The following is a 15621-nucleotide window of genomic DNA, read 5'->3' as shown; positions in this document are numbered from 1 at the left end:
AGACGCTGCGCCACAGTCAACATGGATCGGATCGCCCGGTCGGGCATTCCGACGCTCTTCGGTTGCGCCGGTGGAGGCCCTCCCGCATAATGCCCCGTGCTACGAAAACTGTGTGTTGCTCGAAAGGTCTTGGTTTCATGGAATCGTTGAGCGTCGAATCGGTGCTCGGCTTGACCGGATTGATCATTCTGGTCGGCCTGGCCGGTGAGCTGGTGTTCAAGCGGACCGGCATACCCAGTGTGTTATTCCTCATGGGGTTCGGCGTGCTGCTGGGGCCGGTGTTCCATCTTGCCGAACCGGCCCTGGTCATGAAATTGGCGCCCTATTTTGGGACCCTCGCGCTGCTCATCATCCTCTTCGATGGCGGCATCAATCTCCATATCATGAAGGTGGTCAGCGAAACGCCGCTGGCGCTGTTCCTTTCGGTCACCGTGTTCACTCTGACGGCCCTGGGCATCATGGGATTCTATGTGTGGTGGATGGAGGGTACGTGGTTGCACGGCCTGTTGCTTGGATCGATTGTGGGCGGGACGGCTGCCGCCATCATCATTCCCGTCACCTCGAACATGTCCTCGCTCCGTGAGCAGACCAAAGTATTGCTCAGTCTGGATTCGGCCATTTCGGAAGTCTTTGTCGTGGTGGTGGCCTTAGCGCTGATGGGCGCGATGAAGGAATCGGGGAGCCCTGGCGTCATCATTCGGGAACTATTCCATGCGTTCTGGGATGCCATGATGTTGGCGGTGCTGGCTGGAGCGCTGTGGGCGCGCCTGCTGGCCTGGCTGGAGGGGCAGGCCCTTTCGTATATGCTGACGATGGCGGCAATCCTGGTCCTGTATTATGTAGCTGAATTGATCGGGGCCAACGGAGCCATCACCATTCTCCTGTTCGGCCTTGTGCTGAGCAACATGCAGTATCTGGTCGGACGGCTGGCCAAACCGATTCGGGCCCTGATCGGCTACGAATTGGACCAGGCGAAGTTCGTGTTGGACGTATTCCTGAAGCGGATCAACGAAGAATTATCGTTTCTCGTGCGGACGTTTTTCTATGTCCTGCTGGGGTTAATGCTGGATTTCTCCGCGCTCACAACGAGCATCGCGCTCACCGGGTTGGGGCTCTTCGTGGTTGTCGTCGCGGTGCGCGGGATGGCCACAGAAGCCTTGGGCCGGATGACCGGTGCCTGGACGGGGGGCGAGCGGTTGGTGATCGCCGCCATGTTCCCTCGCGGTGTCGCCACGGCCGTCATGGCGTTTCTTCCGGTGGCGAGCGGGATTCCCGGAACCGAGCTGTTTCCGATGTACGCGCTGACCGTGATTGTGATGGGCGTGGTGGGCATGACGATCGTGCTCATGATCTATCAGCGCTGGAGTCCGCCGGTCGAAACGGACACGGCGTCATGACAGAATAGCGCCGAACCAGGAGGGATAGAGTGAAGGGGAACGCCTATGATAAAGACTGATGCGCTGCTGATCCTGTGGTTGGTGGGATGGATGATTCTCCTTCACCCCGTGCATCCTGCCTACGGTCAGACCAAGGCTTCCACAGTAGGGGATGGGCTCCGTGGACTCGAAGAACGGGATGAATTGGATGAGAGCTGCGCAACAAAGATTATCCAGGCTGTTCCATTCGTGTCCGTCCCGGTCTCCCAGCTGTCACTTGATGACGTGACGCTTCACGTGGAAACGGGGTTCTTCACCCTCTCGGTCCCTCTGCACACCGCGCAAGGGAGTATGGAGCGAGTCTATATCGGGGCCCGGACACTCGATGCCGCCGCGACCTATATGCGCTTTCTTCAGGGTGGAACACTCCGGGCCGTGAAGGTCGAGCCCTATGCACTCACGTTCCATCCAGACGCCAGCAAGTTGCCGGAAGAGGTCCAGCGAGCATGCGTGCACGAACAACTCAAGGAATTTCTGGAGAGGTGTACGCACTGCCGCATTCGCGAGTTGGTCTTCAGGGGGAAAGTGGAATAGCGCGGGCGAGGTCCCACCGGAACATCACATTGCGAGATGCCGTGTCAGCGCAACCGTTTGCTGGCGTTGCGTCAGGTCACAATCGGCAATCGCGTGCAGGGTTACGGGGGCGACCGTGGGAGGGTGGAAGGGACGGAACGGCGCGTGACAGATCCGGGGCTGTCTGCCAGAAACAGCGGCACTGGCTCGGCCTGAGTTTTTGTCCCGTGCTAGTTCATGCAATCGGGGAGGCGCACCGGTGAGCGAGCCGTCACAACAGGGGAGTGAGCAGGCGATCCGCCTGGTGCGAGTGGCGCTGTTGCTGGGCATCAGCTACCTGCTGTTCGCCACGTTCCGCCCGTTTTTTTCCGCTCTGACCTGGGCCGGGGTCCTCTGTTACGCCCTGTACCCGCTCTACCAGCGACTGGTTCGAGTCACGCGCGGACGCCAGACGCTCAGCGCGGTCCTCATGAGCCTTGCCATGACTGTCGGGCTCATTCTTCCCCTCGTCGCCCTGTCCTTCTTGATCGGCAAAGAGCTCGCCAGGACCTCGCTCGCGCTCGTCGCCTCCTTACAAGAAGAGCCGGGCCTCCTCGAACGCTGGCGCGGCTATCCGGCGATTGCCGCAATGGTCGACCCGCTTCTGGAATTCCAGCGGGTGACCGGTGTGGATCTTCGCGCGCTCCTGGTAGATAATCTGACCGAGCTGGGCAAGGCCCTGGTAGAGCGGCTGACGCAAGTGGCCGGGAATGTCCTGCAGGGCCTGGTTGAATTGGGATTGATCCTCCTGTCCGCCTTCTACTTTTTCCGGGATGGCGAGACGCTCCTCACGTGGGTTCAAGAGGTCGTCCCGATTCCCACGGAACGGCAGCACCTGGTAATCCGTCGATTCGGTGACGTCGTCTCCGGGGCGGTCTATGGCAACACACTGGTGGCGGCGTTGGAGGGAGCCATCGGCTGGATTGCCTTCTGGATGGTCGGACTTCCTTCGGCGCTTTTATGGGGGGCCGTGATGGCGATTCTGGCCTACCTGCCGGTGTTGGGCGCCACGCTGGTCTGGGTACCTGCGGCCCTGTATCTGTTCGTGCAGGGAGCCTATCTCAAGGTGATCATCCTGACGGTTGGCGGACTTGTCATTGCCGTACTGGATTATATTGTGCGGAACATTGTGGTCGGGGGCGCCTCCAAGATGCATACGATGCTGGCGTTTTTCAGTGTGCTCGGAGGGATTCAGCTCTTCGGCCTGGTGGGCATTGTGGCCGGTCCCTTGGTGGTGGCGGTGGGTGTCGCGTTGATAGACAGTTATCGCGCGGAGAAGGCAGCCTTCGTCATCACCACGACCGAACGCTGAGCCTTCCCGTCTCAGAAGGACCGCCTCGTCATGCGCATACATCCCAGGTCTATGGCATCTGGCGTTCGGCTTGCCTGGCTCATGGTCAAGGAGACCGTCAGCAAGTTTGTGGCCGACAATGGGCTGTTTCTCGCGAGCGGGCTGGCCTTCAACCTCTTGCTCTATTCCGTTCCCCTCGCCCTGCTGATGATCTCGCTGCTTGGTTACACGGTGCTGGACTCTGAGCGCGCGGTGCACGAAGTTCAATCGGTCGTGCAAAGAATCCTCCCTCGTTCCCAACAGGCCCTCGCGGAGAACCTAGGCGCGATTGTGGCTAATCGAGGCCTGTTGGGGGCGGCCGGCAGTCTGTCGTTCTTTGTGTTCAGCAGCACCCTCTTCGGCTCCGTTCGCATCGTCCTCAACCTGGTCTTTCAAGCCGGCCAACCGCGCGGCTTCCTGGAAGGAATCGGGAGAGACATCCTCATGATGCTGCTGACGGCGGCCTTGCTCGCGCTCACCATCGGAGCGGTGGCGGCCCTCACGTTCGTGCATGCTTTCGGGAACGAGCTGCCCCTCCTGAGCCTGTTGCGGCAACCAAGCCTGGCGGTCGCCAGCAAGCTGCTCGGCGTAGTCTTGACCGGTACGCTGCTCTATGTCCTCTATCGCTTCTCGCCGGCCAGCTCGCTCAGCCACCGAGCGCTCCTCGTCGCGTCTGTGACGGGCACGATGCTCTATCAGCTCGCGATGTGGGGGTTCGCGTGGTATGTCGTGTTCGCCCAAGATGCGATCGCGCTCTATGGGGCACTCGGTGGACTGCTGTTCTTTTTGCTGTGGCTCTATTACGCCGCCGCGGTATTTATCGTCGGAGCCGAGGTCGGCTGGGCCTACCATGTGCTCGCCGAGCGCGCGGCGCGCAAGGCGCCGACAACCTCCTGACAATCTGTGACGCGCCATGGAGCGAGGGGAGCGTACACGGCCTGACTGCTGGGATGAGCGATCAGCAGATGCAGGTGCGCGCGGGCTCCAATTCGTCGTGCGATTTCTTTGCGGAGCTTCGTAACCCGGTGCAGGTGATCGATACAATGCTGATTCAACCTGTCTCCAGAGCGCCAATTCCACAGGTTTCGTCCGGTTGATATTCGTGGGAAGGGTCGCCGCAGACGCTCTTCTTTCCCACTGTTTCCGCGACGGGGACGTGTACGACACGAATGTATATTCACGGTGCGGAGGTATGTGATGGGATTTGTATTTTTCGCGTTGATCTTGGCGTTGCTGACGGCGGCCTTTGCGCCCCAGAACTCTGACCTCACGCCCTTCTCACCTATCGAGGCATCTCGCAACAGCCGGCCTGAATGGTGTGGGGCCTTTTGCCTGACGTGCAAACAGACAGCACATCGCAAAATCGCTTTCTTCCAATTAGACTTGGGTATGCGATGTCAGGACAGGCCATCGGCCTGATAGCATGAGACTTGCGCTGATCATTCAGCAAGCGCGGTACGTTTCAGCGCCAAGAAGGAGGATGGTCGATGGGAAGATTCATAATTCTCTGCAGCATTGTGACGATAATGTGTGTGAGCTCGTGGGTCGCGGCGCAAGTGGGACCGTCGAATCTCAAACGCGGGCAGGTACTATATGCACAGCATTGTGCCAGATGTCATGGGAGCAACGGCAATGGGCTGGGACCGGATGCCCAGCACTTGATCGTCCCGCCGGCCAACTTCAACTCCCCAGGCGTGCGAAACAAGACAGATGCGGAACTCCTGACGGCCATCTCGAGTGGAGTCTTGTTCAGTGCGATGCATGGATGGCGGGATCGGCTGTCCGAACGTGAGATGATGGACATCGTCGGGTATGTGCGGATGCTGTCTCCGTTTAATCCGATCAGTTAGCGAGGCGAGGCCGTGTACGGTTTCGGTTGTGTTGGATGATCGTCTGCCTGCAGAGATCGCTTTCTCGTGTTCTGTTCGTAGCACGAGAAGAGAGCGGCTCTGTTCAATCAGCCATAGTCATCGCCGCTTTCGCGGCGTTGTCGTGCGGGCCGTTCGCCCTTGGAGTGCTCGAGTCGAGGAGCGGGGAGGGCGCTCTGGCAGTGACGTCGCAAGGCGTCGGTCTGGACAATGCAGCATGTGCTGGCGCGTGTATCGTGTTGAGGGCGCTTCCCGTCCCGGCGATCACCCCACATCTCTCTCATCTCCAGGCAAAGAGATGGGCTCTGCTTAGCAGCGCAACGTCAGCCATATGACAAAGGGACGATGACAAACGACGTCTTCATCTGGATCGGGATTGCGTTCTGTCTCAGCCAATCGGCGACCTTTGCAGGATCGAACCTGGCGGTGTTCAGCCTGAGCCGATTTCGGCTGGAAGCGGAGACGGCGGACGGCAATCGGGATGCGGCCACGGTGTTGGCAATGCGCCGGGACCCGAACTGCGTGCTGGCTACGATTGCCTGGGGTAACGTGAGTGTCAATGTCCTGCTCACGTTGCTATCGAATTCCTGCTGACCGGCGTGGCGGCGTTTCTCTTCTCGACGTTTTTCATTACGATCTTTGGGGAAATTGTGCCGCAAGGCCTGTTCTCTCGGCACGCGCTGAAAATGGCCTCCGTCTTCTCACCCCTATTACGCGGCTACCGGACGCTGCTCTACCCGGTGGTCAAGCCTTCGGCGCTGATGTTAGACGCCTGGTTCGGCAAAGAGGCCATTCGGTACTTCCGTGAATCGGAACTCAAGGACATCATCCGGCGCCATATGCTTGCGGAAGAGTCGGAGGTGGACCGAATCGAAGCCATCGGCTCTCTCAATTTTCTGACGATCGACGATATTCCCGTCGAGCGGGAAGGCGTGCCGATCGATCCGGCAAGCATCATTCATCTTCCTCTGCGGGACGGCATTCCGCATTTTCCTCCCTTCACGAAGTCCTCCGACGATCCATTGCTGAATCAGATCGATGCATCCGGCAAAACGTGGGTGGTGATCGCCGATGAACACAATCAGCCTCACCTGATGATGGACGCCGACGGGTTTCTCCGGCATGTGTTCTTTACCGACCAGCCAACGGATCCCTACGACTATTGCCACCGGCCTGTGATTATCCGCAATGGCAAGGAGCCACTCGGAAAAGTTGTGGCACAGCTCAGTTTCGACACCGCAGCCCCCGGGGATCACATCATCACGTATGACACGATTCTGCTGTGGACAGATCAGCCTCGCCTGATCACCGGCAGTGATCTCCTGGGACGTCTGTTGCGTGGCATTGTCATGCGGTCTCCGAGAAAGGAGGTCGGCGCGATTCGAGCTTTCCCTCCACAGTGATCTTTCTGTAATGTGCGGCCTTCTTGAATCCCCGTCGCCTATGGAACTGTGTCCGGGATCGTAGGAAGGGCGACCCGGCCCCCATCTTGTTCGCGGCGGTGCTCGGAACTCAGATCGCCGCGCCGCTGATCGCCGTGTAGGGCCTGTTCATGCCTCCGCTCCTGTGGAACTGGACGCGCTTTGTCTGGAGCTATGCGCTGACTGGGTTCCTCATCAATGATCGGGTCAAACTGATGGCGTATCGGATCTTTGATCGTACTCCATCGGGGTTACTGCGTTGCGCAGGCGAATGCATGTTATCACTGTATGGCCTGATGTAAAATACTGAGCTCAAGTGTGTCGAGGCGCGCGTTTGCCGGTCCGTGCGCGAGACGAAAAACAACACGAGTGCTGACGACGAGCACAGGGAGGGAGACTGCGATATGCCGGACCCAGCGAAGAAAGTGCAAGCGCCCATGCCGCCGGATCCGTCCCGACGTCGCGAATCGCTGCCGTGGCAGAGTCCGAAACCAGTCGAGGAAGACCCCGATGCGCAAAAGCGCATCCAGGCCATTCTCGAGAACTCCAGCTATCGGGAAGCCGATGAAGATGTGGAGTTTCTGCAGAGCAATGAAGCGCGCGGGGTACGCCTCCAATTGGATTATCTCAAACCGCAACTCCTGCTCGATCAACATGAGATCCAACAGACCATCGTGGTGTTTGGAGGCACGCGAATCCATGAACCGGCGACCGCGATGCGGAAGGTCGAAGAGTTGCGTGTAGCAAAGGCAGCCGATCCGATGAATCCCGAAGTGGCACGCCGTCTCTGCATTGCAGAACGTTTGCTGGCAAAGAGCGGATTCTATGATGTAGCCCGCGAGTTCGGGCGGCTGGTGGCTGAGAGCGATCAGGGGTATTCCGGACAGAAACTCGTCGTCGTGACCGGCGGCGGCCCAGGGATTATGGAGGCCGCGAATCGGGGCGCCTATGATGTCGGAGCTAAAACAATTGGATTGAACATCCATCTTCCCTCAGAACAGTATCCCAATCCTTACATCACACCGGAGCTATGCTTCCGGTTCCATTACTTTGCCATACGCAAGCTGCACTTCCTCTTGCGCGCGAAGGCATTGGTTGCATTCCCCGGCGGGTATGGCACGTTGGATGAACTATTTGAAACGCTTGCCTTGGTGCAGACGCGAACGATTAAACCGGTTCCTGTCGTCTTGGTCGGGGAGCAGTATTGGCGCCAGGCGTTCAATGTGGATTTTCTGGTTGAGGAGGGCGTTATCGATGTTGAGGACCGTGAACTCTTCTGGTTCGCGGAAACCGCGCAGGACATCTGGGACGGGATTCTGCGTTGGCATGAGGCCGCCGGGGAACCGCTTTTCCCGCCTTCCGTGGTATAGCTGTTCGGGAGGATTCCGGCTGTCGCGCTTGCTATGGATCGACACGATGGTTATCCCCTGTCGCCTTTTGCCGCAGGCCGTAGTTGCATCGAGACCTGAAATGCCCCACAGCGATTCTCCCTTCCGGGCAGTCCCTCTCTTAAGTTACTAGAAAATATTAGGCATATCGTACGCCGCCCTGGTTGTTTTCTTGCAGAAGAGTTCAGGTACGTGCGCTGTTGCTTGTTCCGCTAATCCAAGAGCGGGAGTATTTCTTCCATGCAGAGAGGACGATCTCTTGCTGTTGAGGGGGGAGTGGTGGAAAACCGAACGGAAAAGCGGTCATCAACCGGAGTGGTGCTCGTAGGATTTCTGAGCGGCGCGATATGCGGGGTCATCGCCGCAGTGCTTATTGCGCCCAGGTCAGGGAAGGAAACGAGACGTTCGATTGTGAAACTGGCTCAGGAAGTTGAAGAGGGTGTCTTGGCGAAAGCTGACGCGGTTCGGGGTGGCCTTCACGCCCGTATGGAATCGGGCAAGCAGGCTTTTGCGAAGAGCACAGCGGTATTCATTGAAGCCTTCGAGGCTGGCAAGGACGCGTTTCAGAAAGAAAAGAGCTTGCGGAGTACGCGACCGCCCACGGCGGTTCATCCTGGAGACACACCCAATGCATGATCTCGAGCAGGTCCGCAGACAATTGATCGGAGAACGGAAGGCGCTGTTTCGTCGGGCGGCGAAAACTGAAGACGAGTTGTTGTGGTTAGAAACCGACGTTGAGCCAGAAGTGCAAGAGCGCGGTCAGCAGGAGAAGCTGGTTCGGTTCCTTGACCAGATGGAGACAAGGCTCAAGACAGAGATTGAGGCGATCGATCAGGCGTTGGTCCGGCTCAGCGCGGGTCAGTATGGCTTTTGTGAGCAGTGCCGCGGCGACATCCCTGATGGCCGATTGCTGGCGCTGCCGGCGACGATGTTCTATGTCGCCTGCGTCCAGGCAAGAGAGACGGTGGGAGCGTAGTTAGATGCATGCAATTCGCATTCACGGTCGGGGCGGGCAAGGCGTGGTCACGGCGGCGGAGCTGCTATCGATCGCGGCGTTCACCGGCGGCCAGCATGCCCAGGCCTTTCCGAGTTTTGGATCTGAGCGGATGGGGGCTCCGGTCATGGCCTTCTGCCGCATCGACGAGCAGACTATTCGCACGCGCGAATCCGTGACGCATCCCGATGTCATCATCGTGCAGGATCCGACGTTACTCCACCATGTCGAGGTCTTCGGCGGCCTGGCACCATCGGGATATGTCCTGCTCAATTCGACCTTCAGCTTGGACGAACTCGGGCTCGAAGAATTTCTGAGCCGCTTACCAGGGGGCCATGTGTGCGCCTTGCCGGCCTCAGACATCGGGCAGAAACATCTCACACGGCCCATCGCGAATACGGCATTGCTGGGCGGATTCGCCGCGATCACCGGGTGGATCACGCTCGCGTCCGTCGAATCGGCGATTCGCCATAAGTTTCCCGGCGCTCTGGGGGAGGCGAACGCCGCCGCCGCCAGAGAGGCGTATGATCAGGTCACCGCGTACTTGAACGAACCAGGGAGAGTCACACCCCATGCTCGCGCAAATTGAAGGATCGCAGGCCGTGGCCGACGCGGTCGTGTTGTGCCGGCCGGAGGTCATCGCCGCCTATCCTATCTCACCGCAAACGCATATCGTTGAACGCCTGTCGCGTATGGTCAAACAGGGCGATGTCGGTCGTTGCCAATATCTGAATGTGGAATCTGAGTTCGCGGCGCTCAGCGTCCTGATCGGGGCTTCGGCGACGGGAGCACGGACCTATACCGCCACGACCAGCCAAGGCCTCCTTTTTATGGCTGAAGCGGTGTACAACGCGGCGGGGCTCGGACTTCCGATCGTGATGACCATTGCCAATCGAGCAGTCGGCGCGCCGATCAATATCTGGAACGACCACTCCGACAGCATGGCATTGCGCGATGCCGGTTGGATTCAGCTTTATGCCGACACGAATCAAGAAGCCGCCGATCTCCATATCCAGGCCTTTCGGCTGGCGGAGGAACTGAGCTGCCCGGTCATGGTCTGCATGGATGGGTACATTCTCACGCACGCCTATGAAGCGGTCGATGTGCCGACTCAAGGTCTGGTCGATGCATTCCTTCCCCCCTTCTCGCCGGTCCAGGTGCTCGATCCGACTGTGCCGATCTCGATCGGCGCGATGGTCGGACCGGAAGCCTTTACAGAGGTCAAGTATCTGGCGCACCTGCAACAGCTCCGGGCGCTTGCACTCATCCCAGAAGTGGCCGGCGCGTTTGGGCAACAGTTCCAGCGTCCATCCGGAGGCCTCTGCTCGCCCTATCGTATGGAAGAGGCCGACGTGGCGGTGGTCGCGCTGGGATCGGTGATCGGCACGATCAAAGATGCTATCGACGAATTGCGTCTCGACGGAATCGCGGCCGGCTGCGTGAAAATCGGATGCTATCGGCCCTTCCCGATGCAGCAGCTTCGCGCCGAGCTGGAAGGCGTCAGGCGTGTCATCGTGGTCGAAAAAGACTTGGCGGTGGGCATCGGAGGGATCGTGTCTGCCGACGTCCAGAGGGCTCTCCAAGGATTACCGATCCCTGTCCACACGGTCATTGCGGGATTGGGAGGACGGTCTATCCCGAAATCATCGCTGAAGCAGATGGTGCAGGATGCCCGCGCAGAGCGGCTGAGTGAGCCGCACTTCCTGGATTTGAATAGGACCGTGATCGACAACGAGCTCGCGCGGCGACGCGAGCAGCGGCGGGCAGGACCGGTGGCTGAGCAGCTCCTTCGCGCTGTGAATGCCATCGGGACCAAGGTGATCTAAGGGGAACGAACGATGTCGCCGCAACCCATCAAGTTCTATCAGACCGGTACCTATACGGCGGGGAATCGCCTACTCGACGAGGCGGCCCGCACGGTGCAGTCCCGAATGGATCGCACGAATTCCCTGAACTCGGGCCATCGCGCCTGTCAGGGATGCGGAGAAGCGTTGGGCGCGCGCTATGCCGTCGATGCCGCGATGCGGGCGTCGCATAATCGGTTGATCGCCATCAATGCCACCGGCTGTCTCGAAGTCTTCTCCAGCCCCTATCCGGAGAGCGCCTGGCAGATTCCTTGGATGCATTCGGTGTTCGGGAATGCGCCGGCAGTGGCGAGCGGTGTCGCTGCGGCCTTACGCGCAAAAGGCCGAGACGAGGTGAAAGTCATTGCCCAGGGAGGCGATGGGGCAACCGTCGATATCGGGTTTGGCTGCCTGTCCGGCCTATTCGAGCGCAATGATGATGTGCTGTACCTTTGCTACGACAATGAAGCCTACATGAACACCGGCATTCAACGTTCGGGGGCCACGCCGCCCTTTGCGCGAACGAATACGACACAGGCGGTCGGCGAGGCGCCGGGCAATTTATTGGGAACCGGCAAGAACCTGCCCCGCATCGCGATGGCGCACGGCATTCCCTACGTGGCCACCGCCTCGGTGGCGGACCTCCATGATCTGGAAGCGAAGGTCACCACCGCGATGGGTCTCCAGGGGGCGCGGTACATTCACATCCATGTGCCTTGTCCGCTGGGCTGGGGGTCCGACCCCGCGCACACCATTCGAGTAGCGCGAATGGCGGTAGAGTCCGGATTGTTTCCGTTGTTCGAGGCGCAAGCAGGACATGTCGTCGGCCGGACGTTGATTCGGCACAAAGTCCCGGTGGAGCGCTACCTGGAACTGCAAGACCGCTTCAAACATTTGTTCAAGCCGCAGGCGAACATGGAGGCGATTGCGGCCATCCAATCGATCGCCGACGCGAACATCGCCGCCTACGGACTGATCGGATAAAGGTATCGCATGCATCACAAACCGTTTGCCATCACGCTTGATCCGAACAGCAGCCTGGCCAATCACACGGGGAACTGGCGTACAATGAAACCGGTCTATGTCGATCGGTTGCCGCCGTGCAATCATACCTGCCCTGCCGGCGAAAACATTCAGGCCTGGCTCTATCATGCAGAAGAAGGGGCTTATGAAGCAGCCTGGCGGCGGCTGATGGAAGACAATCCGATGCCGGCGATTCACGGGCGCGTCTGCTACCACCCCTGCGAGAACGCCTGCAATCGTGGCCAGTTGGATGAGGCCGTGAGCATCCATGCCGTGGAACGATTTCTCGGCGACCAAGCGATCAAGCATGGGTGGCAAGTGCCGTGCGCGCCGCCGACCGGGAAGCGCGTGTTGATCGTGGGAGCCGGGCCCAGCGGGCTGTCGGCCGCCTATCATTTGACGAGGATGGGCCACGCCGTCACGATCCATGAGGCGGGTGACAAGGTTGGCGGCATGCTGCGGTATGGGATTCCTGCCTATCGCCTGCCACGCGACATTGTCGATGGGGAGGTCGCGCGCATCGAAGCGATGGGCGTCGCGATCAGGCTCAATACACGCGTTCAGGATCTCGAGGCGACTATCCAGGAGGGCGGGTTCCATGCGACGTTCCTCGCGGTCGGTGCCCACCTCGCGAGGCGCATCGACATTCCCGGGGGCGATGCCAGGCGGATGCTCGATGCCGCGACATTTCTGAGCCGCATGGAAGGTCCGTTCCCCCTCAAACTCGGGCGGCGAGTGGCTGTCTATGGTGGAGGCAATACCGCGATCGACGTGGCGCGGACGGCCGAGCGATTGGGGGTCGAGCCGGTGATCATCTACCGACGGAACGAAGCCCACGCGCCCGCGTTCAAGGAAGAAGTCGCGGAGGCCCTGGAAGAAGGAGTGCGGTTTCAATGGCTCCGCCGCATCGCGAAGGCCGACGAGGCCAATCTGACAGTGGAAGTGATGGAACTGGACGAGCACGGCAAGCCGACACCCACCGGCCGGTTCGAAACGATTGAGGCAGACACGGTGATTCTTGCGCTAGGCCAGAAGGCGGATACCGGTTTCCTGCGGAGCCTGCCGGATGTGCGTCTGTCGGACGACGGCACGATCGACGTCGACCAACGCATGATGACCGGTCATCCTGGTCTGTTTGCCGGAGGAGATATGGTCCCGGGTGAGCAGTCCGTGAGCATGGCGACCGGCCATGGGAAACAGGCCGCCCGCCACGTCGATGCCTATCTGCGCGGGACCCTGTACGTGAAGCCTCCGTCCCACCCCCTGGCCTCGTTCGACCGTGTGAATCCCTGGTATTACACCGATGCGGCCCAGTCCACGCAACCGGTGCTGGCGCTCGCCCGGCGGCGCGCATCCTTCGAGGAAATAGTCGGAGGGCTCAGTGCCAATACCGCCTTGCTGGAGGCGCGCCGCTGCTTGTCCTGCGGCAACTGTTTCGAATGCGATAACTGCTATGCCGTTTGTCCGGACAACGCCGTCATCAAGCTGGGAACAGGCAACCGGTTCGCAATCAATTATGATTACTGCAAAGGCTGCGGACTCTGCGCCGAGGAATGTCCCTGCGGGGCGATCGACATGGTGAAGGAGTTAAAATAATTCGCACGGCATCACGACAAGCCCCTCAGTTTCACTGAATCGCTCTCTGGGAGCGCATGAGGGGTCATCATGCGTCATGGGCACGGGGGGAATTGCTCGGGCGTCGGATGTCATGTGCGGAGTTCACGACTCATAATCTCGCGTTCCGCATCCAGCCAGTCTTGCAGATCACACCCATTCCGATAGCCTCGTTCCTCATGGAGGGCATAGGCACGGGCAGCGATCCGCTCGTGTAGGCCATCCACATTGGCAGATGGCTGCAGGTCACGTGCAGTTGGTCTGGCCTTTTCCGATCCACTCGTGATCGCAACTTTTGTCTTTTTAGCTCCGGCGCCAGAGCCCGATTTCTTGGACGTCATCCTCACCTCCGTTAGGTAGCGGCCAACACCTGCTCCGCAGTCTGCGGAACCGGATGTGGGGTGAACGGTTGATCGAGGCAGTGCAGGGGAAACGCCGGGGTTTTGCCGATGCGACGGATCGTTTCGGCGATCCGTTCCGGTTTGCCCCAATCGCTCCAGAGCACGCCCGTCAGCTCCCCCATCGCCGCCACTAGGTCGGGCAGTCACCTCCACCGCCGCCGGCCGGCGAGGGGCTGGCAGTCATGATTGGGTTCGGCGGAGCGGCACATGTCCCGGTTGGCCACAACCATTACATCGACCCACTCGCCGCAGTTCACGCAACGCCAGGCCAGCGCAGAAGATGTCTCGGCGATTTCGACCAACAAGGATTCCGTGAAACCCGGCACCATCAGGCCATGGCACCGGGCGCAGGTCGCATGCTCACTCGCGCCACTTCTGGTGGAAGACGTTCGATGGTTCATGACGTCAGCGTCTCCTTGCCGTCTGCCGGCGGATGGTGCGCGGACGCCTGGAACAGGCGCGCGCAGGGCGGGCAGGCATCGTCGACTCGATCAAGATCGTCCCAGTGCAATCCGTATTTCATGAGGTACGCATGGGCGTCGATCCATGGGGCCTGCCCGCCTTCGGGTTGCACATCGTCGAACATCTGTCCGCACCCATCGCACAATCGAACGGCTGGACGTCTCATGTTTCACCCTAATATGAACGCGATGGCCACTTACCCGAGCAGGGGTTGTGCCAGGTCGAATGTCCTCTAGCGAAACTGTGATCGATGAGCGAAAAATCATGTGCGTAGAAGCGATCACGCGTGAAGTCAGCGATCTCGTCGGCGCTGTCTTTGCGACGCCAATTGCTACAGCGCAGGGACTATTCATGAGGTTTTTCGCGCCACAGGCTCATCGAATAACCTTCCTTGTATCATCGAGTCACGGCTCGGACGAGTTCGCACGCGGGGACACGTGTCAGGCTATTCCTGTCCGATCAGGGCGCAGGTTCTCTCCCCCTGCGTCTCAGACACCGCCCCGCGCCTGGCGCATGCCAACACGCGCGCGCAAGGCGGGCAGGTATCGTCGACTCGGTCAAGATCGTCCCAGTGCAATCCGTATTTCATGAGGTACGCATGGGCGTCGATCCATGGGGCCTGCTCGCCTTCCGGTTGAATGGCATCGCAGAAGTACCCGCATCCGACACAGAACCGCACTGATACTGGTATGGGTTTCATGCGTACACCTCCTTGCCCGCGGCATGCACTAATGGAAGGGACAGTTGGTACCCCGATCTGGGAAAGCGGCGCAGCACCAACCGGCCGTCCCGCGACATCCGGTCTACGGTGGCGAAAATCTCACTCCAGTCATGATTCGGAAGCTGCACGACGAGATCGTCCAGGCAGCAGGGACCGGTTCTTTGCAAGACGTCGATGATGGGATCTTCCATGGTGTCGTTCAGGCGGTTCATGCGACGGACCTCCGGTGGGGGTGAGGCGCTCATGTTCGTCCGCATCATGCACCGATAGACGCGCGCGCCGGAACTAGGGAACGTACCAGAATGAGGAAGAAAAGTTATCTGAGGCGCAATCCGCCATCCATCATCATGCACTGCGGGCTCGTGCATCGCGCGCCTCTGTCGGTGTACACTGCTTTCCTTGGCGATGAGACAAACCAATAGGTGTGCGGCTATTCTGCGCCGCTGCCAGGACTCAGCCTGTGGATGTATTCCAGTGGAAAGGGTCTCTTGAAACAAGACATCCCGACATCACGCACAAGAGGCTTCACATTTTCGCGAGCATTTGGCGAGCCAATCGAAATCCATT

Annotated in this window: 20 protein-coding genes; 14 read left to right on the top strand and 6 right to left on the bottom strand. The window is 59.7% G+C overall.

Translation table 11 applies throughout. The annotated features are described in order from the left end of the window. Positions 1-137 precede the first annotated feature (137 nt). The 14 genes from Q8N04_07820 to Q8N04_07755 all read left to right on the top strand — a co-directional run bounded on the left by Q8N04_07820 (position 138) and on the right by Q8N04_07755 (position 13452). The gene (locus Q8N04_07820; protein ID MDP3090567.1) at positions 138-1397 is read left to right on the top strand and encodes a cation:proton antiporter; all 1260 of its coding nucleotides are present in this window, start codon (positions 138-140) and stop codon (positions 1395-1397) included. A gap of 45 nt (positions 1398-1442) precedes the next feature. After that, positions 1443-1970 (top strand): hypothetical protein, encoded by a 528-nt coding sequence (locus Q8N04_07815; GenBank protein ID MDP3090566.1) that lies wholly within the window; start codon positions 1443-1445, stop codon positions 1968-1970. 238 nt (positions 1971-2208) lie between these two features. After that, positions 2209-3300, top strand: coding sequence for an AI-2E family transporter (locus Q8N04_07810; protein MDP3090565.1), 1092 nt, complete (start codon positions 2209-2211; stop codon positions 3298-3300). Positions 3301-3330: 30 nt separating this feature from the next. Next, positions 3331-4215 carry a YihY/virulence factor BrkB family protein gene (locus tag Q8N04_07805; protein MDP3090564.1) on the top strand — a complete coding sequence of 295 codons (885 nt, stop codon included), beginning with the start codon at positions 3331-3333 and terminating at the stop codon, positions 4213-4215. Between the two features lie 590 nt (positions 4216-4805). Next, entirely contained in the window at positions 4806-5168 is a 363-nt protein-coding gene (locus Q8N04_07800; GenBank protein MDP3090563.1) for a cytochrome c, read from the top strand. A gap of 363 nt (positions 5169-5531) precedes the next feature. Continuing rightward, positions 5532-5780 (top strand): DUF21 domain-containing protein, encoded by a 249-nt coding sequence (locus Q8N04_07795; GenBank protein ID MDP3090562.1) that lies wholly within the window; start codon positions 5532-5534, stop codon positions 5778-5780. A gap of 5 nt (positions 5781-5785) precedes the next feature. Next, positions 5786-6589 carry a DUF21 domain-containing protein gene (locus tag Q8N04_07790; GenBank protein MDP3090561.1) on the top strand — a complete coding sequence of 268 codons (804 nt, stop codon included), beginning with the start codon at positions 5786-5788 and terminating at the stop codon, positions 6587-6589. A 422-nt stretch (positions 6590-7011) separates the two neighbouring features. Then, complete coding sequence (locus Q8N04_07785) at positions 7012-7977, top strand: TIGR00730 family Rossman fold protein (protein MDP3090560.1); 966 nt, start codon at positions 7012-7014, stop codon at positions 7975-7977. A 297-nt stretch (positions 7978-8274) separates the two neighbouring features. Beyond that, positions 8275-8631 (top strand): YtxH domain-containing protein, encoded by a 357-nt coding sequence (locus Q8N04_07780; GenBank protein ID MDP3090559.1) that lies wholly within the window; start codon positions 8275-8277, stop codon positions 8629-8631. Next, positions 8624-8971 carry a TraR/DksA C4-type zinc finger protein gene (locus Q8N04_07775; GenBank protein ID MDP3090558.1) on the top strand — a complete coding sequence of 116 codons (348 nt, stop codon included), beginning with the start codon at positions 8624-8626 and terminating at the stop codon, positions 8969-8971. Before Q8N04_07780 ends, Q8N04_07775 begins: the two co-directional genes overlap by 8 nt. Before the next feature lie 4 nt (positions 8972-8975). Beyond that, the gene (locus tag Q8N04_07770) at positions 8976-9578 is read left to right on the top strand and encodes a 2-oxoacid:acceptor oxidoreductase family protein (protein ID MDP3090557.1); all 603 of its coding nucleotides are present in this window, start codon (positions 8976-8978) and stop codon (positions 9576-9578) included. Continuing rightward, complete coding sequence (locus Q8N04_07765; GenBank protein MDP3090556.1) at positions 9562-10815, top strand: transketolase C-terminal domain-containing protein; 1254 nt, start codon at positions 9562-9564, stop codon at positions 10813-10815. The genes Q8N04_07770 and Q8N04_07765 overlap by 17 nt, the downstream gene beginning before the upstream one ends. Positions 10816-10827: 12 nt before the next feature. Next, positions 10828-11817: a thiamine pyrophosphate-dependent enzyme gene (locus tag Q8N04_07760; GenBank protein ID MDP3090555.1), complete on the top strand. Its 990-nt coding sequence runs from the start codon at positions 10828-10830 to the stop codon at positions 11815-11817. A gap of 9 nt (positions 11818-11826) precedes the next feature. Then, complete coding sequence (locus Q8N04_07755; protein ID MDP3090554.1) at positions 11827-13452, top strand: NAD(P)-binding protein; 1626 nt, start codon at positions 11827-11829, stop codon at positions 13450-13452. Positions 13453-13562: 110 nt separating this feature from the next. Here Q8N04_07755 and Q8N04_07750 read toward each other — a convergent pair whose 3' ends face one another. The 6 genes from Q8N04_07750 to Q8N04_07725 form a co-directional block, all read right to left on the bottom strand. Continuing rightward, positions 13563-13811: a DUF2934 domain-containing protein gene (locus Q8N04_07750; protein MDP3090553.1), complete on the bottom strand. Its 249-nt coding sequence runs from the start codon at positions 13809-13811 to the stop codon at positions 13563-13565. An 11-nt stretch (positions 13812-13822) separates the two neighbouring features. Beyond that, the gene (locus Q8N04_07745; protein MDP3090552.1) at positions 13823-14002 is read right to left on the bottom strand and encodes a hypothetical protein; all 180 of its coding nucleotides are present in this window, start codon (positions 14000-14002) and stop codon (positions 13823-13825) included. 12 nt (positions 14003-14014) lie between these two features. Continuing rightward, on the bottom strand, positions 14015-14272 hold the full coding sequence (locus tag Q8N04_07740; protein MDP3090551.1) for a hypothetical protein: 258 nt from the start codon (positions 14270-14272) through the stop codon (positions 14015-14017). After that, positions 14269-14499 carry a hypothetical protein gene (locus Q8N04_07735; GenBank protein MDP3090550.1) on the bottom strand — a complete coding sequence of 77 codons (231 nt, stop codon included), beginning with the start codon at positions 14497-14499 and terminating at the stop codon, positions 14269-14271. Before Q8N04_07735 ends, Q8N04_07740 begins: the two co-directional genes overlap by 4 nt. A 279-nt stretch (positions 14500-14778) precedes the next feature. Continuing rightward, the gene (locus tag Q8N04_07730) at positions 14779-15033 is read right to left on the bottom strand and encodes a hypothetical protein (protein MDP3090549.1); all 255 of its coding nucleotides are present in this window, start codon (positions 15031-15033) and stop codon (positions 14779-14781) included. Further along, positions 15030-15266, bottom strand: coding sequence for a hypothetical protein (locus Q8N04_07725; GenBank protein ID MDP3090548.1), 237 nt, complete (start codon positions 15264-15266; stop codon positions 15030-15032). The genes Q8N04_07730 and Q8N04_07725 overlap by 4 nt, the downstream gene beginning before the upstream one ends. Positions 15267-15621: the final 355 nt, after the last annotated feature.

Origin of the sequence: Nitrospira sp. (genome assembly GCA_030692565.1) — a bacterium.
Taxonomy (GTDB): Bacteria; Nitrospirota; Nitrospiria; order Nitrospirales; family Nitrospiraceae; genus Nitrospira_D.
This window is presented reverse-complemented; position numbering and strand designations above follow the sequence as displayed.